Annotated in this window: 25 protein-coding genes; 22 read left to right on the top strand and 3 right to left on the bottom strand. The window is 73.2% G+C overall.

What is annotated here, in order from left to right; genetic code table 11:
• The first annotated feature begins 6 nt into the window (after window positions 1-6).
• Window positions 7-945, top strand: coding sequence for a cation diffusion facilitator family transporter (locus tag J421_RS00875; RefSeq protein WP_025409270.1), 939 nt, complete (start codon window positions 7-9; stop codon window positions 943-945).
• Between the two features lie 52 nt (window positions 946-997).
• On the opposite strand, the gene J421_RS00870 is transcribed toward J421_RS00875, so the two are convergent.
• Entirely contained in the window at window positions 998-2,434 is a 1,437-nt protein-coding gene (locus J421_RS00870) for a sigma-54-dependent transcriptional regulator (protein WP_025409269.1), read from the bottom strand.
• A gap of 218 nt (window positions 2,435-2,652) precedes the next feature.
• On the opposite strand from J421_RS00870, the gene J421_RS00865 reads away from it, so the two are divergent.
• From J421_RS00865 to J421_RS00765, 21 genes are all read left to right on the top strand, one after another.
• The gene (locus J421_RS00865) at window positions 2,653-3,573 is read left to right on the top strand and encodes a flagellin N-terminal helical domain-containing protein (protein ID WP_025409268.1); all 921 of its coding nucleotides are present in this window, start codon (window positions 2,653-2,655) and stop codon (window positions 3,571-3,573) included.
• Between the two features lie 20 nt (window positions 3,574-3,593).
• Window positions 3,594-4,070, top strand: a complete 477-nt coding sequence (fliW, locus tag J421_RS00860; RefSeq protein ID WP_025409267.1) for a flagellar assembly protein FliW — start codon at window positions 3,594-3,596, stop codon at window positions 4,068-4,070.
• A gap of 172 nt (window positions 4,071-4,242) precedes the next feature.
• Window positions 4,243-5,865 carry a flagellin N-terminal helical domain-containing protein gene (locus J421_RS00855; protein WP_025409266.1) on the top strand — a complete coding sequence of 541 codons (1,623 nt, stop codon included), beginning with the start codon at window positions 4,243-4,245 and terminating at the stop codon, window positions 5,863-5,865.
• Window positions 5,866-6,091: 226 nt separating this feature from the next.
• Window positions 6,092-7,471 carry a flagellar filament capping protein FliD gene (gene fliD / locus J421_RS00850; protein WP_025409265.1) on the top strand — a complete coding sequence of 460 codons (1,380 nt, stop codon included), beginning with the start codon at window positions 6,092-6,094 and terminating at the stop codon, window positions 7,469-7,471.
• Window positions 7,472-7,530: 59 nt separating this feature from the next.
• Window positions 7,531-8,052 (top strand): hypothetical protein, encoded by a 522-nt coding sequence (locus J421_RS00845; RefSeq protein WP_025409264.1) that lies wholly within the window; start codon window positions 7,531-7,533, stop codon window positions 8,050-8,052.
• 187 nt (window positions 8,053-8,239) lie between these two features.
• Window positions 8,240-8,749 carry a flagellar export chaperone FliS gene (gene fliS / locus J421_RS00840; protein ID WP_025409263.1) on the top strand — a complete coding sequence of 170 codons (510 nt, stop codon included), beginning with the start codon at window positions 8,240-8,242 and terminating at the stop codon, window positions 8,747-8,749.
• Entirely contained in the window at window positions 8,746-9,168 is a 423-nt protein-coding gene (locus J421_RS00835) for a hypothetical protein (protein WP_025409262.1), read from the top strand. Before fliS ends, J421_RS00835 begins: the two co-directional genes overlap by 4 nt.
• 46 nt (window positions 9,169-9,214) lie before the next feature.
• Window positions 9,215-9,820: a hypothetical protein gene (locus tag J421_RS00830; protein WP_025409261.1), complete on the top strand. Its 606-nt coding sequence runs from the start codon at window positions 9,215-9,217 to the stop codon at window positions 9,818-9,820.
• 71 nt (window positions 9,821-9,891) lie between these two features.
• On the top strand, window positions 9,892-10,203 hold the full coding sequence (locus tag J421_RS00825; RefSeq protein WP_104022096.1) for a flagellar biosynthesis anti-sigma factor FlgM: 312 nt from the start codon (window positions 9,892-9,894) through the stop codon (window positions 10,201-10,203).
• An 84-nt stretch (window positions 10,204-10,287) separates the two neighbouring features.
• Complete coding sequence (locus J421_RS00820; protein ID WP_025409259.1) at window positions 10,288-10,662, top strand: response regulator; 375 nt, start codon at window positions 10,288-10,290, stop codon at window positions 10,660-10,662.
• A 4-nt stretch (window positions 10,663-10,666) separates the two neighbouring features.
• The gene (locus J421_RS00815; protein ID WP_025409258.1) at window positions 10,667-11,311 is read left to right on the top strand and encodes a hypothetical protein; all 645 of its coding nucleotides are present in this window, start codon (window positions 10,667-10,669) and stop codon (window positions 11,309-11,311) included.
• A 148-nt stretch (window positions 11,312-11,459) separates the two neighbouring features.
• Entirely contained in the window at window positions 11,460-12,845 is a 1,386-nt protein-coding gene (locus J421_RS00810; RefSeq protein ID WP_025409257.1) for an ATP-binding protein, read from the top strand.
• Window positions 12,846-12,934: 89 nt separating this feature from the next.
• Complete coding sequence (locus J421_RS00805) at window positions 12,935-13,684, top strand: response regulator (protein ID WP_148306084.1); 750 nt, start codon at window positions 12,935-12,937, stop codon at window positions 13,682-13,684.
• A 31-nt stretch (window positions 13,685-13,715) separates the two neighbouring features.
• Window positions 13,716-15,740 carry a chemotaxis protein CheA gene (locus tag J421_RS00800; RefSeq protein WP_025409255.1) on the top strand — a complete coding sequence of 675 codons (2,025 nt, stop codon included), beginning with the start codon at window positions 13,716-13,718 and terminating at the stop codon, window positions 15,738-15,740.
• Window positions 15,741-15,777: 37 nt separating this feature from the next.
• A complete protein-coding gene (locus J421_RS00795) occupies window positions 15,778-17,796 on the top strand; it encodes a HAMP domain-containing methyl-accepting chemotaxis protein (protein ID WP_025409254.1) in 2,019 nt (672 codons plus the stop codon).
• Complete coding sequence (locus J421_RS00790) at window positions 17,793-18,320, top strand: chemotaxis protein CheW (protein ID WP_025409253.1); 528 nt, start codon at window positions 17,793-17,795, stop codon at window positions 18,318-18,320. Before J421_RS00795 ends, J421_RS00790 begins: the two co-directional genes overlap by 4 nt.
• Window positions 18,317-19,126, top strand: coding sequence for a CheR family methyltransferase (locus J421_RS00785; protein ID WP_025409252.1), 810 nt, complete (start codon window positions 18,317-18,319; stop codon window positions 19,124-19,126). The genes J421_RS00790 and J421_RS00785 overlap by 4 nt, the downstream gene beginning before the upstream one ends.
• Entirely contained in the window at window positions 19,123-19,620 is a 498-nt protein-coding gene (locus J421_RS00780; RefSeq protein ID WP_025409251.1) for a chemotaxis protein CheD, read from the top strand. The genes J421_RS00785 and J421_RS00780 overlap by 4 nt, the downstream gene beginning before the upstream one ends.
• Window positions 19,621-19,625: 5 nt before the next feature.
• On the top strand, window positions 19,626-20,075 hold the full coding sequence (locus J421_RS00775) for a response regulator (protein WP_025409250.1): 450 nt from the start codon (window positions 19,626-19,628) through the stop codon (window positions 20,073-20,075).
• Window positions 20,017-20,466 carry a chemotaxis protein CheX gene (locus J421_RS00770; RefSeq protein WP_104022095.1) on the top strand — a complete coding sequence of 150 codons (450 nt, stop codon included), beginning with the start codon at window positions 20,017-20,019 and terminating at the stop codon, window positions 20,464-20,466. The genes J421_RS00775 and J421_RS00770 overlap by 59 nt, the downstream gene beginning before the upstream one ends.
• Window positions 20,463-21,482 carry a protein-glutamate methylesterase/protein-glutamine glutaminase gene (locus J421_RS00765; RefSeq protein ID WP_025409248.1) on the top strand — a complete coding sequence of 340 codons (1,020 nt, stop codon included), beginning with the start codon at window positions 20,463-20,465 and terminating at the stop codon, window positions 21,480-21,482. Before J421_RS00770 ends, J421_RS00765 begins: the two co-directional genes overlap by 4 nt.
• A gap of 201 nt (window positions 21,483-21,683) precedes the next feature.
• Here J421_RS00765 and J421_RS00760 read toward each other — a convergent pair whose 3' ends face one another.
• Together J421_RS00760 and J421_RS00755 are read right to left on the bottom strand one after the other, a co-directional pair.
• Window positions 21,684-22,928 (bottom strand): sialidase family protein, encoded by a 1,245-nt coding sequence (locus tag J421_RS00760; protein WP_148306083.1) that lies wholly within the window; start codon window positions 22,926-22,928, stop codon window positions 21,684-21,686.
• Window positions 22,929-23,095: 167 nt separating this feature from the next.
• Window positions 23,096-25,486, bottom strand: a complete 2,391-nt coding sequence (locus J421_RS00755; protein ID WP_025409246.1) for a TonB-dependent receptor — start codon at window positions 25,484-25,486, stop codon at window positions 23,096-23,098.
• Window positions 25,487-25,582: the final 96 nt, after the last annotated feature.

Genomic DNA, 25,582 nt, shown 5'->3' with positions numbered 1-25,582 from the left:
GACTCGATGAGCGCCCCCTCTCACGCTTCGAGCGCCGACCCCGTCCGGCGCGGCATCCGCTCCACACAGGCCGGGCTCGTCGCGAACGCGGTGCTCGCGTCGATCAAGCTCGCCGCCGGCCTGATCGGCAATGCCTACGCGCTCGTCGCCGACGCGGCGGAATCGATGGCAGACATCCTGGCGTCGCTCATCGTCTGGGGCGGCCTCGCGATCGCCGCCCAGCCCGCCGACGAGAACCACCCGTACGGCCACGGAAAGGCGGAGGCGCTCGCCGGCGCGGCGGTGTCGCTGATGCTCGTCGGGGCCGCGGTCGGCATCGCCGTCGAGGCCGTGCAGCAGATCCGCTCCCCGCACGAAGTGCCCGCACCGTGGACGCTCGTCGTGCTCGTCGTGGTGATGCTCGTGAAGTGGCTGCTCGCGCGCCGAGTGCACGCGGTCGGCGAGGACCTCGGCAGCACCGCGGTACAGGCGGACGCGTCACACCACCTGAGCGACGCCATCACGTCGGCGGCCGCGTTCGTCGGCATCAGCGTGGCCATCCTCGGAGCCCGCAACGGCGGCGGCGCGCGCTGGGCGGCGGCGGACGACTGGGCGGCGCTGTTCGCCGCCGGCGTCATCCTCTACAACGGCGTGAACCTGTTCCGCCCCGCGCTGCACGATCTCATGGACCGCATGCCCGGCACGGACGTCATCGGCCCCGTGGCCGACGCGGCGCGCGACGTGGCCGGCGTGCTGGCCGTGGAGAAGCTCGTCGTCCGCAAGGCAGGGATGCACTACTTCGTCGACATCCACGTCCAGGCCGACCCGTCGACGTCGCTGCACGACGCGCACATCATCGGCGGCTGCGTGAAGGGCGCCATCCGGCGGGCGATCCCCGCGGTGGCGGGAGTGCTCGTGCACATGGAGCCTTACGAAGAGACGGCGGCGCTGGAAGGGCGGCGCTGATGACTCGGCGCTGATACGGCGGCGCTGATCCCGCGTGTTTCCAGCGCCGCCGTCACGGCGCCGCCTCACTGGGGTTGTTCAGCTTGTTCCGCAGCGTCCGCACCGACATGCCGAGCAGCTCCGCGGCCCGCGTCCGGTTGTTGTCCGCCACCTGCAGGGCGCGCGCGATGAGCACCTTCTCGGCGTCGTTCACGTCGAGCGACGTCAACACCACCCGCATCGGATCGTCCGCCGCCGGGCCGCCGTTGCCCTCGGCGGGGTGCGCCGTCGGGGACCAGGGGGCCGACCCCGCGCCGCGGCCGCCGGCGATCGCGTGGGTCAGGCCGAACCGCTCGGCCTCGAGCGCGTGCGGCGGGAGCACCGGGTCCGGCGTCAGGATCACCGCCCGCTCCACGACGTGCTGCAGCTCGCGCACGTTCCCCGGCCACGGATAGCGCTGGAGCATCTCCAGCGTCTCGGGGGCGATCCCCTCCAGCTTCTTCCCCATCTCCTCCGCCGTCCGCATGGCGAACCGGTAGGCGAGCAGGGGAATGTCCTCGGCCCGCTCGCGCAGCGCCGGGATCTGCATCGGGATCACGCTCAGGCGGTAGAACAGGTCCTGCCGGAAGCGCCCGCCGCGCACCTCGTCCGCGAGGTCGCGGTTCGTCGTCGCGATGATGCGCACGTCGACCTTGATCGGCGCCGTGCCGCCGACGCGCTCGAACTCCTGCTCCTGCAGCACGCGCAGCAGCTTCGCCTGGAGGTCCAGGCGCATCTCGCTGATCTCGTCGAGCAGCAGCGTGCCGCGGTGGGCGCGCTCGAACGCGCCCTCGACGCGCTTGATGGCGCCGGTGAACGCGCCCTTCTCGTGGCCGAACAGGGCGCTCTCGATGAGCCCCTCGGGCAGGGCCGCGCAGTTCAGCGCGATGAACGGCCGGTCGCGGCGGTCGCTCTGCTCGTGGACCGCGCGCGCGAACAGCTCCTTGCCGACGCCGCTCTCCCCCTGGAGGAGGATGGGGGCGCGGGTGGGCGCGGCCGTCTTCACGGTCTGGAGGATCTTCCGGATCGCCGAGGAGTCGCCGACGATCTGGCGCTCGCTCCGGATCTCCATGACCTCGCGCTTCAGCGTCTCGTTCTCGCGCCGCAGCCGCACGTACTCCAGCGCCTGGTCGACCGCGAGCTCGAGCTGCTGGGGGCGCACCGGCTTCGTGATGTAGTCGATCGCCCCCGCCTTGATCGACGCGACCGCGTGCTCGATCGACGCGTACCCGGTGAGCATGATGACCGGGACGTCGTAGCCCTCGCGCTGCAGCATCGACAGGAACTCGAGCCCCGTGATGCCGGGCATCCGGTAGTCGGAGACGATGAGGTCGACGGCGTTGCGCTCGAGCAGGTGCAGCGCCTCCGGCACGTGCCGGGCGCCGAGCGTCTCGTGCCCGGCGCGCCGCAGCGTCTCCTCCACGATCAGCCCCACGGCCGGCTCGTCGTCGACGTACAGGATGGTCGCCATGACTCAATGATAGGGCAGGAGGGCACGAGGGCAGGAGGGCAGGGCGGCAATTCCTGCCGTGACGAAACGGCGTACCGCTGCGTCCTTGCAACGATTGCCGGTGTGCTTCGTCACGCCGGCCGGTACGGGACTCGGCGCGGCGTGCCGAGACTCGCGGGCATGGGAGGCGTTCTCCTGCCCTCGCTTCGCGCCCTCCTGTCCTCCTGCCCTCACCCGGCATGCGCATCACCAACGCTCTCGTCACCCACGGCCTCATCTCGCAGCTCACGGGCGCCAGCGCCCGGCTCACCGAGGCCCAGGAGCGCGTGACCACCGGGCTGCGCGTGCAGAAGATGTCCGACGACCCCGCGGCCGCGGCGACGATCATGCAGACGTCGAGCGCGCTCCGGTCGCTCGGCCAGTTCCGCACGAACGTCCAGCGGGCGAGCGCCGAGGTGACGGCGGAGGATTCGGCGCTCGGGCAGCTCGGCGACGTCCTCATGCGGGCGAAGGAGCTCGCCTTCGCGCAGCAGGGCGTGAACGCGAACGCGACCACGCGCGCCGCGGCCGCCGCGGAGGTGCAGCAGCTCATTGGGCAGGTCGTGTCGATCGGCAACACGAAGTTCGGCGACAGCTACATCTTCGGCGGCATGAACTCGACGAACGTCGCGCCGTTCGACGCGAGCCAGACGACGCAGACCCCGAACTACGTCGCCATCCCGGCGGGCGCCGCGACGCCGCGGATCCCGCAGGGGATGCGGTCGATGGAGACCGAGTCCGGACAGCCGATGACCGGCGCGCACGACGGCGACACGGTCTTCCTGCAGACCGGCGTGCTCTCCTCGCTGCAGGATCTCTACGCCGGCCTCACCGCGAACTCCGGCTCGGCCGTCACCACCTCGCTCGGGGAGCTCGACGGCGCGTTCAACGCCGTGCAGGCGCTCGTCGGCGACGTCGGCGCGCGGCAGAACCGCCTGGACGCGATGGCGGCGCACCTCGACGCGTACGAGCAGAACCTCCAGGGCACGAAGTCGTCGCTCTCCGAGGTGGACATGGAGGAGGCGATCACCGAGATGGTCGCCCGCCAGACCGCCTACCAGGCGGCGATGCAGGCGTCGTCGCGCGTCATGGGGCTCAGCCTCACGGACTACCTTCGTTAGGCGCGGGGCCCCACACGCCCGTGCCGCTCACCCTCGCCCCCGTCCCGGCGCCGATGTCGTCCGACGAGTCGATCGTCCTCCCGTCGCTCCTTCTGGAGTCGGTCACCGCGCGCCGGTCCGATCTCTTCACGCTGCCCGCCGGCGTCTACGGGTTCGAGAGCTGCCGCACGTACGCGCTCGTGCCGTCGGGCCGCGAGAAGCTGTGGTGGCTGCAGTCCGCCGACCGGCCGGAGCTCGTGTTCCTCGTCGCCGACCCGTTCCACTTCTTCCCGGGCTACGAGGCCGACGTGCCGCCGGCGGAGCTGGCGCAGGTCGGCGCGTCGAGCGACGGCACGCTCATGGTGCTCGCCATCGTGACGCTGCCGCAGCGCGACGGGGAAGGACCGACCGCCAACCTGCGGGCGCCGCTCGTGCTGGACGTGGATCGGCGCGTGGGCCGGCAGGTGGTGCTGGTGGACGAGCGGTACGCCGTGCAGACGCCGTTCGCGCTGAGCTGAGCGTCACCGGCTCCGCGCCGGCGCGGGCCGCGTTCGCACGGAGCACCGTGCGAGCGCGGCCCGCTCAAGTTTTCCGGGGGCGCGTCGATACGTAGACCCAGACGGCCAACAGGGGCTGTCGACGCACACCGGAGCACGGACGCTCCGCGAACTGTAAAAGGAGTTACACGGTATGAAGATCCAGACGAACACCGCCGCGACGAGCGCCCTGGGCTACATGAAGGTCAACGCCCAGAACACCGAGCGCTCGATCCAGAAGCTCTCCTCGGGCTTCCGCATCAACCGCGCGGCGGACGACGCGGCGGGCCTCGCGATCGCGAACGCGCTCCGCGCCGACGTCAAGACGCTCGGCCAGGCGCAGCGGAACGCGGCGCAGGCGAGCGCGATGCTGCAGGTCGCCGACGGTGCCGCGCAGACGATGGGCAACATCTTCGATCGTATGCGCGAGCTCGCGTCGCAGGGCGCCTCGGCGACGATCGGCGGCCAGGGCACGAAGCTGCAGGACGAGTGGGACGCGCTCTTCAGCGAGGCCACGCGCATCGTGACGAGCACGTCGTACCAGGGCACGAACGTGCTGAAGGACCTCGTCGGCTCGTCGTCGATCGCCGCGACCGCCGGTCAGATCGGCTGGGCGTCGGACAGCACGATCGACGGCGCGAACTCGGCGCTCGACGTGGCGCTGGCGGACGGCACGTACCAGCTGAAGGACGAGGTGGACGCGCAGGGCAACGCCACCGGTAAGCTCGAGCTGTGGTCGACCGGCGCGAACGCCGCGAAGCTCGCGACGTCGACCGCCGCGCTGACGACGACGGGCGCGACGCAGACGGCCCACTTCGGCGCCGGCTTCGGTGACGTGGAGATCAGCAGCTCGTTCGTCGCCGCGGCCCCGGCGAGCCTGGGCACGGCGGGCACGTCGACGCTCGGCGCGACGAACCCGATCGACGCCAGCGACACGACGTTCCTGTCGATCACGACCGACGTCGGCGTGGACACGAACGGCCAGTACACGGTCGATGAGGACGCGAACTTCATCACCCTGTACAAGCAGGGCAGCGGCACGCTGGACCCGGCGAACATCGTCGGCCGCATCGACAAGTCGACGCTCCATGCGGCGGCGACGCCGGGTGACGAGCTCGGTCAGGTCGCCGCGTTCGAGGATGCCGCGGGCAACAGCATCGGCATCACGCTCACGCTCGGCTTCAACTACGACAAGGCGAACACCGACCTCGCGACGCTGCAGTTCGACATCGCGGGTGCGGCGGCGGCGACGCCGGCTGCGGCCAGCAGCGCGAACGGCGACAGCTTCATCTCGACCGGCCAGAAGGCGGCGATCGCGGCGGGTGCTCCGTCGATCCTCGTCGGCACGAGCGCCAGCCAGGGCGCCGGCGCGGCGGGCTACCTGAGCGACGACTCGATCGGCCTCGACATCGGCTCGCTCGACGTCAACGCGATCAACGACCTGATGGGCGCCGGCAACACCGTCTCGTCGGCGGTCTCGCTGACGACGGCCGCGGGCTCCCGCGACGCGCTGGCCCGCCTCGACACCGCGCTGCAGACGCTGAACACGTTCGTCGGTAAGCTCGGTGCCGCGGAGTCGCGAATCGACTACGCGACGCAGAACGTCGACTCGATGCTGCAGAACACGCAGGCCGCCGAGTCCTCGATCCGCGACGCCGACATGGCGCAGGAAATGACGACGTTCACGAAGAACAACATCCTGCAGCAGGCGGCGCAGTCCATGCTCGCGCAGGCGAACCAGGGCTCGCAGGGCATCCTCCAGCTGCTCCGCGGCTGATCCGGATCCCGCTGGTTCGGTCGGTTAGGCACGACGCGACGTCCCCGGGGGCCTCCCCGGGGACGTCGCGCATTTCCGCCCGTCGGGCCGCGGTGGGTGAGGGGCTACAGTTTCGTGGCGCTGCGGTCGACACTCTCAGCCGGACCGACCGTGGCGTTCGCGCCGGTCCGGTCGTCCTCGCAGGAGGCCTCCACGGACGGAGGCGCCGCACGACAGGAGGGACCCCATGGCAGACCCGATCAGCACAATCCCCGGCGTCTCGAGCGGCATCGACTGGGCTTCCGTCGTCGACCAGATCATCGCGGTCGAGAAGAAGCCGGCGACGCGCATGCAGGCGACGCTCGACGACAACAGCAAGAAGCACGACGCGCTCGAGCTGCTGCGGCAGGCCGTGTCCGCGCTGCAGACGGCGGCCGACGGGCTGCGCACCGGCAAGGCGCTCGACGCGTTCACGATCGGCGCCACGGGCACCGACGGCAGCGGACGCAGCGTGCTCGCGGCGTCGGTGGGCACGGGCGCCGTCACCGGCACGACCTCCGTCGCCGTCACCGCGCTCGCCACGGCGCAGAAGACCGTCGCCGCCTCCGGCTGGAGCGCGTCGCAGACGCTCGCCGCGGACGGCGGCCTGCTCCTCGGCGGCAAGAGCGTCGCCCTGAAGCAGGGGGACACGCTGGCGATGGTCCGCGACCGGATCAACCTGCAGACCGGCACCACCGGCGTGCAGGCGTCGATCGTGTCGATGAATGCGAACGGCACCGACCAGCGGCTCGTGCTCACCGGCACGAAGACCGGCCTGGCGAACGCGTTCGCCGTCGCCGACGACACGAGCGGCGCGCTCGTCGCCTCGCTCGGCTTCGACGGCAGCAACGCGGTCGACGCGGGCGACGCGTCGTTCACGATCGACGGCGGGACCACGCCCGTGACGCGCCCGACCAACGTCGTCACCGACGCGCTCCCCGGCGTGACGCTCACGCTCACCGCGAAGGGGACGAGCACCATCACCGTGGACCGCCAGGCGGGCGCCGGCGCCAGCGCGGTGCAGTCGTTCGTCGACGCGTACAACCGCCTGCAGTCGTACGCCAAGTCGCAGAGCGTCAGCGGCGCCACGCTGCAGAACGATCCGATCCTGCGGTCGATCCGCGCTTCGCTCGGCACGATGACGCTGACCGCCGCGCCGGTGCTGGACGACAACGGCAATCCCACCGGCATCGCGGCCGACCTCGCGGCGTTAGGCACCCTCGGCGTCGCGGTGCAGAAGGACGGCACGCTGACGTTCGACCGCACGAAGCTCGACGCGAACTATCCGTCGCGCATGGAGGACGTGAAGGCGCTGCTCGCCGACCGGATGGGCGACTTCTACGACTTCGCGCGCGACATCACGGCGACGTCCACCGGCCGCATCGACAAGCGCGAGTCGGACATGGACACGCAGACCGCGACCATCCAGGCGCGCATCGACGCCCTGAACTCGCGGCTCGACAAGAAGCGCACCGCGCTCCTGCTCCGCTACGCGAAGTTCGAGGCGTCGCTCGGCAAGCTGAAGTCGATCGGCGACACGATGAGCACGCAGTTCACGAGTCTGATCAACAGCACCAAGAACAGTTGACCGACGTCCACCCGCGCACCCCGATACTCGTCGGCGGCCGCTGCCGCCGGGAGTGACCCATGCGACCTGTCTCCCCTTCCATCGACCCGCTGGCGCACCGCGCCACCATCGACGCGCTCGACGCGCAGCGTGCCGCCTACCGGCGCTACGCGCGCACGCTCGAGGCGCAGCGGGGCACCCTCACCGACGGCGACCCCGATCGTGCGGCGTCGGCGGTCGACGAGGCCGCGCGCGGCTTCGGTGAGCTGCAGGCGGGCGCCCAGAAGCTCGCGCCGGCGCTCGATCACGCGCGGCAGACGGCGAGCCCCGATCAGCTGCGCGAGATCCAGCAGCGCGTCGAGGAGCTGATGCACGCCGCGCAGTCGGCGGAGGCGGCGATCCACAACCTCAGCTCGCAGCTCGAGGTGTGGCGCGACGCATACGGGCGGCAGCTCGCCGAGCTGGGGATCACGCCGGGCGAGGGGAGTGGCGGCGACGATCCACCGGGGGCGGATCCGACGGCGCGCCCCGCGCCGTACGGCGCGCGCGGCGGCGGCCACGCGGGGCTCGCGGCGCCGCGACTGCTCGATCGGAAGGCCTGACGCGGGGCGCACCAGCACGGTGCGCCCCACGTCGTTCGTGGGCGCGCGGTCCGCGGTGAGGCGCGGTGAAGCGCGGTGAAGCGCGGTGAAGTGCGCTGTGAGCGATGCCGATACTGCTGTACAGCGGCGCGACGCGAGACGCGCACGGCACCCCGCCACGATTCACCGACGAACGCAGGCCCCACGAATGAGCTACCCGGCCACGACCTACACGCCGTCCGCCCCCTCGATGCCGTTCGCGCCGAAGACGCCGGTGCCCGTGCGGCGCCCGACGCCCGTCGCCGCTCGGCCCACGGCCTACGCCACGCAGGCCGCGCGCTACCGCGACGCGGAGCTGGGGACGGCGACGCCGGGTCAGCTCGTCGTGATGCTGTACGACAAGATGCTGCTCACGCTCCGCCGCGCGCGCATCGCGTTCGACGCGAAGCAGATCGAGGTGCGGTGCGAGCAGATCCTGAAGGCGGGCGAGATGATCGCCGAGCTGCGCGCGTCGCTCGATCACCAGCACGGCGGCGCGATCGCGAAGCAGCTCGACGCGTTGTACAGCTTCATGCTGCGCGAGCTGCTCGCCGCGAACCGCAAGCAGGACGCGCGCAAGATCGACGGCGTGATCCGCATGGCGAGCGAGCTGCGCGACGCGTTCGCCCAGGTCGTGGCGGGCGGCGCGGGCGCGACGCCGGTGGCGCGCGGCGCGTGACCGCTCCCGCGTATCCGGTGCACCCGCTCGAGGCGAGCGACCGGCTCGCCTGGCAGGCCACGGCGGCGGTCGGGCTGCTGGAGCGGTTCGGCGACCTCGTGATGGTCGCCCTCGACGCGGTCGGCAGCCGCGACGACGAGGCGCTCGCCGCCGCCCTCGCGGAGCGCGAGCGGCTCATGGCCCAGCTCCAGCCGCTCCTCGCCGACCTCGCGACGGCCCGGCTGTCCGCCTCGGAGCTGGAGCTCGCCGGCCCGTACTCGCGGCGCGCCGTGGCGACGATCCTCGGCCCGGTGGACGAGGCGCTCCGCTACGCGAACCTGCTGCACGCGCGGCTCACCGACGAGGTCTCCGAGCAGGCGCCTCCGGCGCCGGTCGCGCGACCCCGGCCGCGGCGCGCCGCGCTCGCGCTGGTGCGCTGAGTCGGTGAGCGCGTTGCGGCCGGACGGGTGGATCGTCGGAGACCGTATGGCCTCCTCACCCCGTTCCCGGCCAGCGAGCGAGCAGCGCGCGGCGCGCGTCGAGGCGCGGCTCGCGATCTACGCGCGCTACGCCACGCTGCTCGGCGAGGAGATGGCCGCCGCGTGGAGCGCCGACCCGGAGCGGGCCGCGCTGCTGACGCGGGAGCTCGCGCGGGCGCGGGCCGAGCTCGCGGAGCAGTACGACGAGCTGCGCGGGTGGCCCGACGAGGCGTCGCCGACGTCCCCCGACGGGTTCGGGGCGGTGCTCGCCGACGCGGTGCTCGAGGCCGACCAGCAGCGGGAGCTGGAGGCGGCGCTCCGGGCGCGCCTGGAAGCGCTGCGTCCCGGGCTGGCGCTGCCGGCGCCGCCGATGGCGCCGGACGCGTCCGACGAGGAGTCCGCGGCGGACGAGCCGGTCGATGGGATCGCCCCGTTCGGGGGCGCGCTCGTCGCCGCGCGGTCGAGTGGGGTCGGAGGGGTGCTCGGCGGGCAGTTCCCCGGCGTGGTCGCCGGGACGGCGTTCGGCATCCCGCACGAAGCGAAGGACGTCGTGGGCGCGGGCAGCGAGGGGGCACCGCCGACCGGCGGCGCGCGCCTCGACGTCCGGTTCTGAAGTCGGCCGGTCAGGCCGCTGTTAAAGTTCTCGGGCCGCCGTCCGATAATCGGAGGCAAGGAGGCATTGCCATGAAAATTCAGGGTCAACGCAGTGAAGCGCTCCGTCCGGCGACGCAGACGCCGGCGGTGCAGGGCACGACGGCCGAGCCGAAGGCTCAGCCGGCACAGGGGGGGACGACGGGGACGGGCGCTCGCCGCTCGGACTCGGTCCAGATCTCCGACGCGGGGCGCGCGCTGTCGACCGGCGAGACGTCGGGCAGCTCATCGCTGACGCCGGAGCGTGTCGCGGAGCTGCGTCGACGCGTGCTCGAGGGTGCGTACAACGCGAACCACGTGGTGAGCCAGGTCGCGCAGCGGATCCTGGAGCGCGGTGACGTCTGACCCCGGTGCGGCGCGGTGGACCGGCAGCGGCACGTCCGCGCACCGGCCCGCCCGCCGCGCGCTCTTTTTCGAGGATAGCCACTCATGAAGTTCCTGGTCGTCGACGACTCCTCCACGATGCGGCGCATCGTCGTGAACTCGCTGCAGCGCATCGGCTTCGACAACACGATCGAGGCGGGGGACGGTCGTGAGGCGCTGGAGAAGTTCGACCCGTCGGTGACGTTCGTCATCACCGACTGGAACATGCCGAACATGACGGGCACCGAGCTCGCCCGCGCGCTGCGCGGCCGCGCCGACGGCAAGCAGGTCCCGATCCTCATGGTGACCGCGCGCTCGGTGCGCGACGACATCATCGAGGCGATGGAGGCGGGCGTGAACAACTACATCGTGAAGCCGTTCACGCCGCAGATCCTCAAGGAGAAGATCGACGCGCTCCTGTCCGTCGCCACGGCGGGTTGACGTCATGGCCGTGCGTCACGAGGTGCTGTACGACACGGAAGCGGCGCTCCGGCTCGTCGACCACGAGCTGAGCGAGCACCGCCCGCCTAACGATTCGCCGGCGACGCCCCCGGCGACGGCAACGTCGCTGCCCGCGCTCCTGGAGCGGGTGACGGCCGAGATCCAGACCGTGCTCACGAGCCTGCGCGACAGCCGCGACGCGCTCGAGACGGCGACGGTGGAGCAGCTCCAGCGCACGAGCGAGAAGCTGCGCGAGGTCACGTCGGCCACCGAGGGCGCGACCACGGACATGCTCGACGCGCTCGATCGCGCGCAGGCGCTCGTCGACGACCTGGACGCCGCCGACGCGACGGGCGACCGCGACGGCGCGCGCGCGACCCGCGACCGGCTGCGCGAGGAGATCTTCGGCATGGTCGGCTCGCTCCAGTTCCAGGACATCACGACGCAGCAGCTCGCGTACGCGGGCAGCGTCCTGACGGAGATGGAGGACCGCCTGCTCGCGCTCGCGCAGCTGTTCGACCCCGCGGCCGCGTTCGCGCGCACCGCCGTCGGCGCGCCCGACGCGCGCAGCTACGACGCGCACGCGACGCTCGCCCAGCCCGAGCAGCGCCAGGCGCTGGCGGACGCGATCTTCCGGCTCGCGCGCTGACGGGCGAGGGCAGGAGGGCAGGAGGGCAGGAGGGCAGGAGGGCAGGAGGGCAGGAGGGCAGGAGACCTTGTGGCTCTCCTGCCCTCGCGCGTTTCGCGCGCGCCCTCCTGCCCTCCTGCCCTCGCGATACGTGCCGATACTTCCGGACATGATCCACGACCCCGTGCTCGCCCACGAGATCCGCACCCCGCTGCACGGCGTGCTCGCCGCAGCGGAGCTGCTCGACGACGGCGCGCTGTCGGCCGAGCAGCGGGGGCACGTGGAGACGATCCGCGAGGCGGCGCGCGCCCTGCTCGCGCTCGCCGACGACGCGCTCACCGTGGGACGCGACGCGCGCGATGCCGACGCGACGTGCGACGTGCGCGAGACGGTGCACGGCGTCTCCCGGCTGCTCGCGCCGGCCGCCGCGGCGAAGGGGCTGACGCTGCTCACGCGCATCGACCTCGACGTGCCCGCGCACGTGCGCGCCGCCGCGGGGCCGCTGCGGCAGATCCTCGTGAACCTCGTCGGCAACGCCGTGAAGTACACGGCGACCGGCGGCGTCACGGTGCGCGTGCGCCGCGACGGCGCGTCGGTCGCGCTCGAGGTCCACGACACCGGCCCCGGCCTCCCCACGCCGACGCCGCGCGCGTTCGAGCCCGCCGCCCCGAACGGCGGCGCGGGACTCGGCCTAACGATCGCCGCGGCCCTCGTTAGGCGGCTCGGCGGCACCCTGGAGGCGCGTTCGACGCCGCACGAGGGCACGGTGTTCTCGTTCACCGTTCGAGCCGCCGTCGTCGCTTCCACCGCGGTCACCCCGAGCGCAGCGACGGGCGACGGACCCTCTGCCGCAGCGACTGCGAGGCTTCTCGTGGTCGACGATGATCCCGTCGGCCGCCGGGTGACCGCGGGCCTGCTCGCGCGCCTCGGCCACCGCGTGGACGTCGCGGCGACGGTGGCCGAGGCGCGCGCGGCGCTCGATCGCGCGACGTACGACGCGTTGTTCCTCGACTGCGCGCTCCCCGACGGCGACGGCTGCGACGTCGCGCTCGCGCTGCGCCGCGCGGAAGGGAACGACGCGCACACGCGCATCGTCGCGCTCACCGCGAGCCCCGACGCCGCGGTGCACGCCCGCTGCCTCGACGCCGGCGTCGACGCGTGCCTCGTGAAGCCCGCCGATCTGGCGGACCTCGCCGCCGCCCTCGCGCCGCGCGCCATCGATCCGGCGACGCTCGACGCGCTCGCCCGCTTGGAGAACGACGCGCCGGGGTTGCTCGCGCGCGTCGCCGACGACTACGCGCGGGCCGCCGACGAGGCGCTCGGTGCGCTGCGCCGCGCGATCGGCGCCGGCGACCGTCGCGCGGCGGTCGAAGCGGCGCATCGGCTGCGCGGGTCGAGCGCGAGCGCGGGCGCGGCGCATGCCGCGACGCTCGCCGGTGCCGTGGAGCGTGCCGCGCTTCGTGACGCGCGGCACGTCGACGCGTCGCTCCTGCGCGCGTTGGAGCGGGCGGTGGTGGTGGCCGGGGAGGAGCTCCAGCGCGCGAATACGCGTTAACCCACGCGTTCCATCGGCCGATACTCGGTCGGAGAGGCAGTGGTGGGCGTCGTGGCCCCCGCCTCGCGCAATTCCCCCCGGAGCCGTTCGTGATTCTTCTCATCGAAGACGACCTCGTCACCTGCCACATCATGACGGCGCTGCTGAAGCGGCTCCGGCATCCGCACGTCGTGGCCCACAATGGCGCCGAGGCCAACGAGGCAGTGTCCAAGTATCCGGTCGATCTCATGATCGCCGACCTGATGCTGCCGGACACCAATGGCCTCGATCTCATCGAGCAGATCCTCGTGCGGCCGCACCTGCAGGACATCCCGGTCATGTTCTGCACCGCCCACGCCGACCCGAAGACGGTGGAGCGCGCGCTCGCCGTGGGCGCCGTGGACTTCGTGAAGAAACCGCTCAACGTCGACGCGTTCGCGGGGCGCATCGAGCGCGCGCTGAAGCGCGCGCCGGCGCGCTGGGAGTCGTGGCGCGAGATGATCAAGCGCCTGCGCGTCGACAGCCGCACGTTCCAGCCCCTGCTCACGCTCGCCCGCGACCAGCTCGCGGAGCTCGTGCAGACGTTAGGCCGCATCCGCGAGCAGAAGGCGACGGTGGAGGAGATCGGTCGCGAGGAGCTGTCGGCCCGCGTGCTCGGCGTGCGCGGCGCGGCGCTCAACGTCGGCGCCGTGCGCACGGTGCAGCTCATCGACTTCCTCTGGTCGGGGCGCGGCAGCGAGGAGGACGTCAACGACCTGCACGCCGCGCTCGTCATCGAGCTGAGCGCGTTCGAGCAGGCGCTCCAGAGTCGCACGTCGAGCTACTTCTCGGCCGCGGCGGCGGGCGGGTTCGGCCGGTAGCGGCTCGCGCACGCGCGGGGACAACGCTCTCATGGAATCGCTTTCCGACGTCGTCTCGCTGCTGCTCCAGCTCGAGCCGGACGATCGCGAGGAGCTCGCGCGAGTGCGCGAGCTGCTCGCAGAGCTGGCCTTCGAGAACCGCGTCTCCATCGCCGCGCAGCCGACGGTCGCGCGCGCCGTGCGCCTGCTCGCCCCGCTCGCCGCCGGCACCGCCGACGATCCGGGGGCCGCGTTCGCCGAGCTCACCGCGCTCGTCGAGACGCTGCTCGAGCCCGACGCGGAGGTCTCCGCCGTCGCCGCGCCGAGCGAGGCGAGCTGCGCGCCCGAGGTTCTCTCGGACGATCTCGACGCGGAGCTCTGTCGCGATTTCCTCACGGAGAGCCGCGAGTGCCTCACCGCCGCCGAGGCCGCGCTGCTTGCGCTCGAGCAGTCGCCCGACGACGCGGAGGCGGTGAACACCGTCTTCCGTGCGTTCCACACGGTGAAGGGGACGTCGGCGTTCCTCGGCCTCGCGCGCGTGAGCGCGTTCGCGCACGAGGCGGAGTCGCTGCTCGCGCGCGTGCGCGACCGCGTGACGCCGTACGACCCCGCGTGTGCCGACCTCGCGCTCCGGTCGGCGGACATGCTGCGGGCGTTGCTCGAGGCGGTCGACGACGCGCTCCGCGCCGGGGGGGCAGGATGCCCGGTCGCGTGTCCCGACGGATACGACGCGCTCGTCGCCGCGATGTCGCCGACAGCCGCGCCGGGCGCGGCGCGCGGCCTGGTGCCCAACACCGTGGCCGAGGACCCGGCCGAGGCGTCGCACGGCGAGCGCCGTCGCGGCGACCGCCGTCACGCGGACCGCCGCGCGGACGACGCGTCGAGCGTTCGCGTGCGCACCGACCGTCTCGACCGGCTCATCGACCTCGTCGGCGAGCTGGTGATCGCGCACTCCATGATCGCCGGCGACGAGGCGTTAGGCAGCCGCGGCGCCGAGCACCACGAGCTGGCGAAGAAGATCGGGCACGCCGGCAAGATCGTGCGCGAGCTGCAGGACCTCGGCATGTCGATGCGCATGGTCCCGCTGAAGCCGACGTTCCAGAAGCTCGCGCGGCTCGTGCGCGACGGCGCCGCGAAGCTCGGCAAGGACGTCGAGCTCGTGACGGAGGGCGAGGACACCGAGATCGACCGCACGCTCGTCGACATTCTCGGCGATCCGCTCGTGCACATGGTGCGCAACGCGCTCGATCACGGCCTCGAGACGCCGGACGATCGCGAGCGCGCCGGCAAGCGACGCCAGGGGCGCATCCGCCTCGCCGCCTACCACGCCGGGGGCAGCGTCGTCGTCGAGCTGCACGACGACGGGCGCGGCCTGTCGCGCGAGCGCATCCTGCACCGCGCCATCGAGCGCGGGCTCGTCGACGCCGACCGCCCGTTGAGCGACGCCGACGTCTTCCAGCTCATCTTCGCGCCCGGCTTCTCCACCGCCGAGGTGATCACCGACGTCTCCGGCCGCGGCGTCGGCATGGACGTCGTGAAGCGCAACATCGACGCGGTGCGCGGCCGCGTGGAGATCTCGTCGACGCCGGGGCAGGGGACGACGTTCCTCCTGCGGCTCCCGCTCACGCTCGCCGTCACCGACGGCATGCTCGTGCGCGTCGGCGACGAGCGCTACGTCGTGCCGCTCACGAACATCCACATGAGCTTCCGCCCCGAGCCGTCGATGCTGCAGACGGTGGCCGGTCGCGGCGAGATGGCCATGTTGCGCGGCGAGGTCATGCCCGTCGTCAGACTGCACCGGCTGTTCGCCGTCGCCGGCGCGGCCGAGGACCCGTCGCGCGCGCTGCTCATGATCGTCGGCGACGGCGGCCGCAAGAGCGCGCTGCTCGTCGACGAGCTGTTGGGCCAGCAGCAGGTCGTCGCGAAGTCGCTCGGCGAGGGGCTCGCGCGCGTGCGCGGCGTCGCCGGCGGCGCGATCCTCGGCGACGGCCGCGTGGGGCTCATTCTCGACGTCCCCGAGATCTGCGCGATCGCCGAGGGCGCCGATCCGGGAGCCGCCCGCCGCGCCGTCGCCTGACCGCAATCACGACCGTCTTCCCCGTACCGATCTCGTCATGACCTGGCTCGCCCGGGTGCGGCTGCGCACCAAGTTCCACTTCGCGTTCGGCGCGGTGCTCGCGGCGCTCGCCGCGGTCGGCGCGACGAGCCTCGTGAAGCTCCGCACCACCGACTCGGCGGCCGAGGCGGTGTCGCGAAAGTGGCTGCCCGCGATCGGCACGATCGGCGAGATGCACATGCAGCTCCTCACGATGCGCATCAAGGAGCTGAAGGTCGTCATCGCGACGTCGGCGCACGAGCGCGACTCGAGCCTGACGCTCCTCGCCGCCGCGCGCGACTCGGTGCACCGTCTCGCCGACTTCTACGCGTCGCTCGGCGGCGACGATGGCGACCGTGCGCTCCTCGCGAAGCAGCGCGCCACCGTCGATGGGTACCTCGCCGCGGCGCGCGACGTCGCCGCGCTCGCCGCCGCAGGCCGCATGGCCGCCGCGGACTCGCTCATGCGCGGGCGCTCGCAGGCCGAGCTCTCCGCCGCGCAGGCGACGAACGCCGAGCTCCGCGCGTTCGCGCTCGCGAGCGCGGCACGACGCATGGCGGAGACGAAGCACGCGTTCGGCTCCGCGCGCGTGATCGTGCTCGCGCTGCTCGCGGTCGGCCTCGCGCTCGGCCTCGCGTTCGCGGTGGTGCTCACGCGTACGATCACCGGCGCGGTGGAAGCGGTGCGCGCGCGCGCCGAGCGTCTGCGCTCCGTGTGCGTCACGCACCTCGGCGACGCGCTGCGCGGGCTCGCGCACGGCGACCTGTCGCTCGAGATCACGACGTCCACGGAGCCGCTCGCGGTGACGTCGAACGACGAGCTCGGAGATCTCACGCGGACGATCAACGGCATGATCGAGCAGACGCGCGCGACGGCGGAGGCGTACGGCGCGGCGCGCGCCATGCTCCGCGCCACGCTCGCGCAGACCGAGCGCGTCGTCGCCAGCGCGCGCGCCGGCGACCTGTCCGCGCGCGCGGAGGCGGCGTCGCTCGAGGGCGCGTTCCGCGGCCTCGCCGAGGGGCTCAACGCCACGCTCGACGCGGTGGTCGCGCCCATGGAGGCGTCGGCCGCGACGCTCGAGCGGCTGGCCGACCGCGACCTCTCGGCGCGCGTCGAGGGCGACTTCCCCGGCGACCACGCGCGCGTGCAGCGCGCCGTGAACGGCGCCCTCGACGCGCTCGTCACCGCGCTCGACGAGGTGCGCGTGGCGAGCGAGCAGGTCGCGTCGGCGGGCGTGCAGATCTCCGCCGGCAGCGAGACGCTCGCCGGCGGCGTGAGCGAGCAGGCGGCGAGCCTCGAGGAGGTCTCGGCGAGCGTCGCCGAGCTCGCGACGATGACCGAGCGCACGACGGCGAACGCGCACGAGGCCCGCGCGCTCGCCGGCGAGGCCCGCACGCGCAGCGCGGCCGGCGCCGAGAGCATGACGCGCCTCGCCTCCGCGCTCGACGACATCCGCCGCTCGGCCGACGAGACGGCGAAGATCGTGAAGACGATCGACGAGATCGCGTTCCAGACGAACCTCCTCGCGCTGAACGCGGCCGTCGAAGCGGCGCGCGCCGGCGACGCGGGCCGCGGCTTCGCCGTCGTCGCCGACGAGGTGCGCGCGCTCGCGCAGCGCTCCGCCGACGCCGCGCGACAGACGGCGGCGATCATCGAGCGCAGCCAGTCGCAGGCGCTCGCCGGCACGCGGCTCGGGCTCGAGGCCGGCGATCACTTCGCGCGCCTCACCGACGGCGTCGCGCGCACCGACGACGTGATGGCGGAGATCGCGGCCGCCGCGCAGCGCCAGGCGGAGGGCGTCAGGCAGATCAACGCGTCGCTCGAGCAGATGAACGGCGTCACGCAGCAGACCGCGGCGAACGCCGAGGAGAGCTCCGCGGCCGCCGCCGAGCTGTCGGGGCAGGCGGCGCGGCTGCAGCAGGTCGTCGGCGCGTTCCGCCTCGCCGCGCGCCACTCGTCGGAGTCCACGCCGCCCCGAGTCGAGCGGCCGCGCACTCCCGCCACCAACCGGCTCGCCTCGCTCCTCCCGCTCCGATGACCGCGCCTAACGCCATGACCGACGCGCGTCCGCGCGGGGGCAAGTTCCTCACGTTCTTCCTCGGCGACGAGGAGTACGGTGCCGAGATCCTGAAGGTGCAGGAGATCATCGGCATGCAGCCGATCACGCGCGTGCCGCGCACGCCGGCGTTCGTGCGCGGCGTCATCAACCTGCGCGGCAAGGTCATTCCGATCGTCGACCTGCGCGAGCGCTTCGGCATGCCGCCACTCGAGGTCGAGGGCGACGCGGGCGCGCAGCGGTGCATCGTCGTCGTGCACGTCGCGGCGGCGAGCGCCGTGGTGCCGATGGGCGTCGTGGTGGACCGCGTGAGCGAGGTCGCCGCCGTCGGCGAGTCCGACGTGGAGGACGCGCCGAGCTTCGGCGCCGGCGTGCGCACGGAGTATCTGCTCGGCCTCGCGAAGGCGCCGACCGCCGACGGGCAGGGACGCGTGCGCCTGCTGCTCGACATCGACCGCGTGCTCGCCGCCGACGAGCTGGCGGCCGTCGCCGGCGCGGCCGAGTGACGTTCGCCGTCGCGCTCGATCCGTCGCTGAGCGCGGACGAGTTCCGCGCCATCGGCGCGCTCGCCTACGACATCGCCGGGATCGTGCTGCCGCCGGGGAAGGAGGGCCTCGTGCGCGCGCGGCTCGCGCGCCGGCTGCGCGCGCTCGGCGCCGCGTCGTACGACGAGTACCTCGACCTCGTGCGCGATCCCGCCGGCGACGAGCTCTCGGCGATGATCGACGCGCTGACGACGAACAAGACGGAGTTCTTCCGCGAGCGCGCGCACTTCGATTTCCTCGCGCGCGAGGTGCTGCCGACGCTCGGCACCGGCCCGCTGCGCGTGTGGAGCGCGGGGTGCTCCACGGGCGAGGAGCCGTACACCCTCGCCATGGTGCTGCGCGACGCGCTGCCGGATCTCGGGCTGCGCGACGTGCGCGTGCTCGGCACCGACGTGTCGCGCCGCGTGCTCGCCCACGCGAAGGGCGGCGTGTACGCCGATGCCGCTGCGCGCGCGCTGCCGCAGGACGTGCGCCGCCGCCACTTCGTGCGCCATCCCGACGGCTGGCAGGTGAACGGGCCGCTCCGCGCGCTCGTCACGTTCGCGCGGCTGAACCTGATGGCGCCGTGGCCGATGCGCGGCCCGTTCCACGCCATCTTCTGCCGCAACGTGATGATCTACTTCGACCGCGCCACGCAGCAGCGGCTCGTGGAGCGGTTCACTGCGCTGCTCGCACCGGGCGGCCACCTGTTCGTCGGGCACGCCGAGAGCCTGACGGCGATCGACCACGACCTCACGTACGTCCAGCCCGCGGTGTACCGGCGGTGAGCCCGCAGGCGGGCGACCTCGTGGTGGGCATGGCGGATCTGCGCCTCGCCCGTGGTGCGACGCGCCTCGTGACGTACGCGCTCGGGAGCTGCCTGGGCATCACCGTGTGGGATCCGGTGGCGCGCGTCGGCGGGCTGCTGCACGTCATGCTGCCCGACTCCGGCATCGACGCCGGCAAGGCCGCGCGCAACCCGGCGATGTTCGTCGACACGGGCGTGCCGCTGCTGTTCCGCCAGAGCTACGAGCTCGGCGCGCGCAAGGAGCGCATCGTCGTGCGCGTGGCCGGCGGCGCGCACCACGGCGCCGTCGAGCACGACGATCCGTTCGAGATCGGCAAGCGCAACTTCCTCATGCTGCGCCGGCTGCTGTGGAAGAACGACGTGCTCCTGAAGTCCCACGACGTCGGCGGGTGGCAGACGTCGCGCACGATGCGGCTCGACCTCGTCACCGGCGAGGTCACCGTGAAGGCGAACGGCCGGACCTCCACCCTGTGACCCGCATGCCTTCCCCCCTCCACGTCCTCATCGTCGACGACAGCACCGTGATGCGGAAGATGGTGGCGCGCGTGCTCCGCCTCAGCCGCGTCCCGTTAGGCACCGTGCGCGAGGCGGCCGACGGCGCCGAAGCCCTGCGCGCGATCGCCGAGCGCCGCGTCGACCTCGTGCTGCTCGACGTCAACATGCCGGTGCTCGACGGTGAGCAGACGCTGCGCCGCCTGCGCGCCGACCCGGCGACCGCCGCCCTCCCCGTCATCGTCGTGTCCACGGAGAGCAGCGCGACGCGCGTCGACGCGCTCGCGGCGCTCGGCGCGGCGTTCGTGCACAAGCCGTTCGCGCCGGAGGATCTCCGCGCGACCATCCTTCGCATCACCGGTGTTCCCGCCCAGCCGTATGACGACTCCGACGCGCTTCCACTCGCCGCTGCACTCGGCCGCGGCTACGACTTTTGAGGCGCTGGCCCTCCTGCTCCCCTCCGCCGGCCTGACCTCGGCGGAGGCGGCCGCGCCGTACGCGCACGCCGTGGGCGTCGCGTTCGCCGGACCGCTGCAGGGGCGGCTGGAGCTCCGCGTCTCGGCCGACGTCGCGCGGTGCATCGCCGAGAACATGCTGGGCACCGACGACGCCGACGCGGCGCTCGTCGGCGACGCGCTCGGCGAGCTGGCGAACGTCGTGTGCGGCAACCTGCTCCCCGAGATCGCCGGGCGCTCGGCGGTGTTCCACCTCGCCGCGCCGCGCGCGCTCGATCTGCGTCCCGTCGGCGGCACGCCGGCGTTCGCGGCGGCGTTCGGCGTCGACGGCGGCCGCGCGGAGCTCGCGCTCTACCTGGACCGCGCGTCGTGATCCGCGTCCTCGTCGTCGACGACTCCGCCGTCATGCGCCACGTGCTCGCCGGTGAGCTCGCGCGTCATGCGGACATCGAGGTCGTCGGCACGGCGTCCGATCCGTACGAGGCGCGCGAGGCGATCGTGCGGCTGCGTCCCGACGTGCTCACGCTCGACGTGGCGATGCCGCGCATGGACGGGTTGAGCTTCCTCGAGAAGCTGATGCAGCATCATCCCATCCCGACCGTCGTCGTGAGCGCGTTCTCGGGCCCCGGCCGCGGACGCGAGACGGCGCGTCGCGCGCTCGAGCTGGGCGCCGCGGAGGTCGTCGCGAAGCCCGCGTCGGTGCGCGAGCGTGCCGCGCTCGCCGACGCGCTGGCCCATGCGGTGCGCGCCGCGGCGGGCAACGCGGTCCATGCGTCAGGCACCGGCGAACCGGCGCGCGCCGTCGCACCGGCCGCGGGACCCGTGCTCGCGATCGGTGCGTCGACCGGCGGTACGCGCGCCATCGAGTCGGTGCTCGCCGCGCTGCCGGCGGACGCTCCGGGCACCGTGATCGTGCAGCACATGCCGCGGCACTTCACCGCGTCGTTCGCGCAGCGGCTGCGCGACGCGTGCCCGCTCGACGTGCGCGAGGCGCGCGACGGCGACCGCGTGACGGCGGGGCTCGCGCTCGTCGCGCCCGGCGACCGGCACCTCGTGCTCCATCGCGCCGGCACGTCGTACGTCGTACGCCTCAGCGACGGGCCACTCGTGCACCATCAGCGGCCTGCGGTCGACGTGCTGTTCGAGAGCGTCGCGCGCCACGCCGGCGCCAACGCCGTCGGCGTGCTGCTCACCGGCATGGGCGCCGACGGCGCGCGTGGTCTGCTCGCCATGCGCGAGGCGGGGGCCCACACGCTCGCGCAGGACGAGCAGTCGTGCGTCGTGTTCGGGATGCCGAAGGCGGCGATCCAGCTCGGCGCGGCGTGCGAGGTGCTGCCGCTCGACGCGATCGCCGCGGCGGTGCTGCGCGCGGCATCCGCGTCGCGTTGAGATAGGATTACGGCGCCGGTGACGGCGCGGGCGATGCTGCGCTGTCGATGCTGCGCTGTGAAGCGCAGACGGCGTCTCACAGCGTCGAACGGCGCCGTACGGCGCAGCCGAGCGGTGTGAGACGTCGCTAGCGCATCATCGCGCCGTATCGTCAGCGCTTCACCGCCGCCGCAGCGCGCGGCGCCGTCGGCGCCCCGGTGGCTAGAGGCGCCCGTCGCGCATCACGATCGTCTTGCGGCCGACCGACGGCAGCGGCTGGTGCGCCTCCGTGTCGCGCGCGGCGTGGTGGTGCTCTTCCACGCTGCCGGCCTCCTCGTTCCACGCGAGCGTCACGCGCCCCGCGTGCGCGGCGAGCACCGGGAACGTCGCCGAGCGTCCCGGGGCGCTCGCCTCCGAGGCGGGGCCGAACGTCGCGCCGCCGTCGCGCGACACGCGCACGAGCACGCGCGGCTGCCGCACCGTCCCGTCGTCCCACGTCGCCACCACGGTGGGCTCGGCGTTAGGCGCGGCGTTAGGCGCGGCATCGAGCGCGAGCTGCACGTGGGCGGGGCGCGAGTACGTCGCCACGCCCAGCGGCGCGGGCGCGCCGAATGTGCGGCCGCCGTCGTCGGAGCGGGCATAGAACACGCCGGCCGCGCCCTCCTTGCCCGTCCACCACGCGACGTGCACGCGCCCCGCGGCGTCGACCTGCAGCGACGGCCCGGCGTGCGGGCAGCCGTCGATCACCCAGCCGTCGCGCTGTGCGGCGACCGGCGCCGCCCACGTGCGTCCGCCGTCGGCGGAGCGCGCGACGACGACCTGTCGCACGTTCCCCGGGAAGACCTTGCGCCACGCCGCGTACACCGTGTCGCCGCGCCCCGCGACGACCGCCGTGCGGCAGCACGGGCACGCCTCGCCGGCGGGGTCGACGCGCACGTTCGGCGCCCACGTGCGGCCGCCGTCGGTGGAGCGCGTCATGAACGTCGCACTCTTGCCGGCGCGCCCGTCGAGCCACGTCGCGTACACGGTGTCGCCGCGCCCCGCCTGCAGCGCGTGGAAGTTGAAGCTCCCGAACGGCTGCGGCAGGTCAGTCACGCTCGCCGGCGCCGTCCACGTACGGCCGCCATCGTCGGAGCGGGCGAAGCGGAGGGCGCTCATGGGGAAGCGGCGGCCCGGCACGTCCTTGCCGACGACCCACAGCGCGTAGAGCGCGCCGCTCGGCGCGAACGCCAGCTTCGGCGGCGCCTCGCCGTGCGGCTCGATCGGGCCCAGCGCGTCGCGCAGCTCCGCCGTCGCGCCTAACGCGCCGTCCGCGCCCACCGGCGCGACGTACAGCCGCCCGTCCGTCCCGCCGCCGGGCGCCGACACCCACGCCACGGCGCGGCGGCCATCGGGCCCCACCGCGAACGTCGGCGCCGCGCCCACCTCGGTGCTCGCGCTCACGACACGCGCCTCGCCGAAGGTCACGGACGCCTCCGGCGTCCTCGCGCCCTCGGCCGTCCCACACGCGATCGCGCCGAGGAGAGCGAGCGTGGAGCGGAGAGCGTGGAGCGTGGCAGGCCAGCGAGAGCGCTCCACGCTCCACGCTCCACGCTCCACGCTCCGCATGTTCGTCGTCGACGGATGCATGGCGATCAGCGCCCGACCCGCACGCCGGCATAGATGGTCCGCGGCGTGCCCGGCGTGAACTGCTGCCCCTGCACGGCGTCGAACGACACCACCTCGGCGTACACGGCGTTCGTCACGTTCACCATGCGCCCGAACAGCTCGAGGTTCGGCCGCACGACGTAGTTCGCGTGCAGGTTCACGATGTCGTAGCCGGCGTAGCTGTGCGTGTTCTGCGCGTCCGTGAAGTAGCGTCCCGTGTGCGTCCACTCCGCGGCCACACGGCCGCCCTGCAGCGGCGCCGGCGACCAGGTGAGCAGCACGTTCGACAGGTCGCGCGGCGCGGCCTCGATCGTGTTGCCGTCGTAGCGCACCTCGGCCACCGCGGGCTTCGTCGACGTCGCGGCGCGCGCGGCCTGCGGCACCCACGTCACGTACTTCTGGCTCGACACCGACTGCGCCACGTCGAGCCGCAGCGACGGTAGCAGCGCGGCGCCGACGCTCGTCTCGATCCCCTTGTGCCGCGTCTCGCCGGCGTTCGTCGCGATCCGCCGCGCGCTCGCGTCGATGAACGTGATGATGTCGTCCTTGAGCGTCATGTCGTACGCCGCGACCTGGTACACGAGGCGCCGGCCGACCTGTCCGCGTACGCCGCCCTCCCAGCTCGCGACCTTCACCGGCTTGAGGTCCACCGTGTTCAGCGCGGAGCCCTGCGTGAACAGCTGCCCCTGCGACGGCGCGCGGAAGCCCGTGCGGTACGAGCCGTACAGCGCGACCGCCCGCGACAGCTCCCAGCTCGCGCCGATCTTCGGGCTCACGCGCGAGTAGTCGCGCGTCGTGCTCGCCGGCACGCGGTGCGCGCCCGTGTCCACCGGCGCGAGGTGCGTGTCGTACAGGTAGCCCGACGCGTCGTAGCGCACGCCGGCGTCGATGTGGAGGGTCGGCAGCGGCGAGAGCTCCGCCTGCACGTACGGCGACGCGCTGCGGTACGTCACGTCGTAGTCGTACTGCGTCGCGCCGTCCTTGTACGACTGGTAGATCGCCGCGCCGCCCGTGCCCGACTTCGTGAGGATCGCCTGCTTCGCGAGGAAGCTCCCCGGCGAGTAGTCGACGTCCAGGCCGGCGATGAGCTTCGTCTTGAGCGGCACGATCTCACGTCGCACGCGCGCCAGCACGCCCAACGAATAGTTGCGCGTCGTGTACGTCTGCGGGTCGTACGAGAGCTGCCAGTTCGGGAGGATCGACAGCACGTCGTAGCGCGCGTACGGCGTCACGCTCACGAGCGTCGCGCCGCTCTCCTTCTCGAGGGCCGTCGACGCGCGCAGCGCGCGCACCTTGCGGAACGCGAGCGGGCTGCGGTTCGCCGTGCTGCGCGCCGTCCACCGCAGGCTGTCGAGCGACAGCGCGTCGTTCTGGTCGATCGTGGAGCCGGTGACCACCGTGCGCGCGTTCACCGTGCCGAAGTGGTCCCAGCGCACCGTGCCCGAGTAGCGGTGGTACGGCGAGTCGTCGCGGCGTCCGGCGCCGGAGACGTCGGTGAGGTTGAGGTCCGTGCGGAGGCCGTTCGCGCCCCACGTATTGCCCGCCGTCGCCAGCATGCGCCGGTAGCCGCCGTCGCCGCCCTCGAGCGACAGCTCGCCCGACGGCTTCGTCGGCGCGGGGCGCGTGAGCACGTTGATCACGCCGCCGATCGCGTCGCTGCCGTAGAGCGCCGTGCCGGGCCCCTTCAGCACCTCGATGCCGCCGCTCTGCGGCAGGTTCACCTCGTACAGCGCGTTGTGGTTGAAGAACCCCGTCGCGCGCGTCGGGATGCCGTCCTCGAGGTAGAGGTAGAGCGGCTTCGTGCCGATCGGCTGGCGGATGGCCATGTTGTGCCCCTCCGCCGAGAGCTGGCCGACGTAGACGCCGGGCACGCGCTTCATGATCTGCGCGGGGTGCGCGGCGCGCGCGAGACGCACCTCGGCGCCGTCCACGACGTCGATCGTCGCCGACGACTCGGTGCGGCGCTGCCGCTCCTTCGACGCGCTCACCACCATCGGCGCGACGACCGTCGCCTGCTCGGCGAGCGTGAGCTCCACCGTCTGCGCGCCGCCGTCGACGGTGACGGTGCGCGTCGCCTCGGCCAGCCCCACGCGGCGCGCGACGAGCGTCCAGCTCCCCGCGGGCACGTTCGGGATGACGAAGCGGCCGTCGTTGTCGGTCTGCGCGCCGCGCACGCCGGGGGTCCCGTCGGCGTTGCGCAGGACGACCATGACGTCGCTCAGCGGCTCGCCCTTCGGCGAGGTGACGCGGCCCTCGATCGCGCCGGCGGTCGCGGCGCGCGCGGAGGGCGTCGCGTGCGGTGCGTGCAGGGCGGGAGGCTGCTGCTGCGCCGCCGCGATCGACGGCGCGACGAGCAGCGGGAGAACGAATCGGTACATGGACGGGCTCGGGCCTGAGGTCCGGCCGACACGCCCGTCCAGCGAGGGACGGCGGCGCGCGCGGCGGTGAGGAGGTCGTCACTCGATCGCCACCGT

The organism is Gemmatirosa kalamazoonensis (assembly GCF_000522985.1).
GTDB classification, from domain to species: Bacteria; Gemmatimonadota; Gemmatimonadetes; order Gemmatimonadales; family Gemmatimonadaceae; genus Gemmatirosa; species Gemmatirosa kalamazoonensis.
Note: the sequence above shows the minus strand (reverse complement) of the source record. Positions and strands in the feature narration are given on the sequence as shown.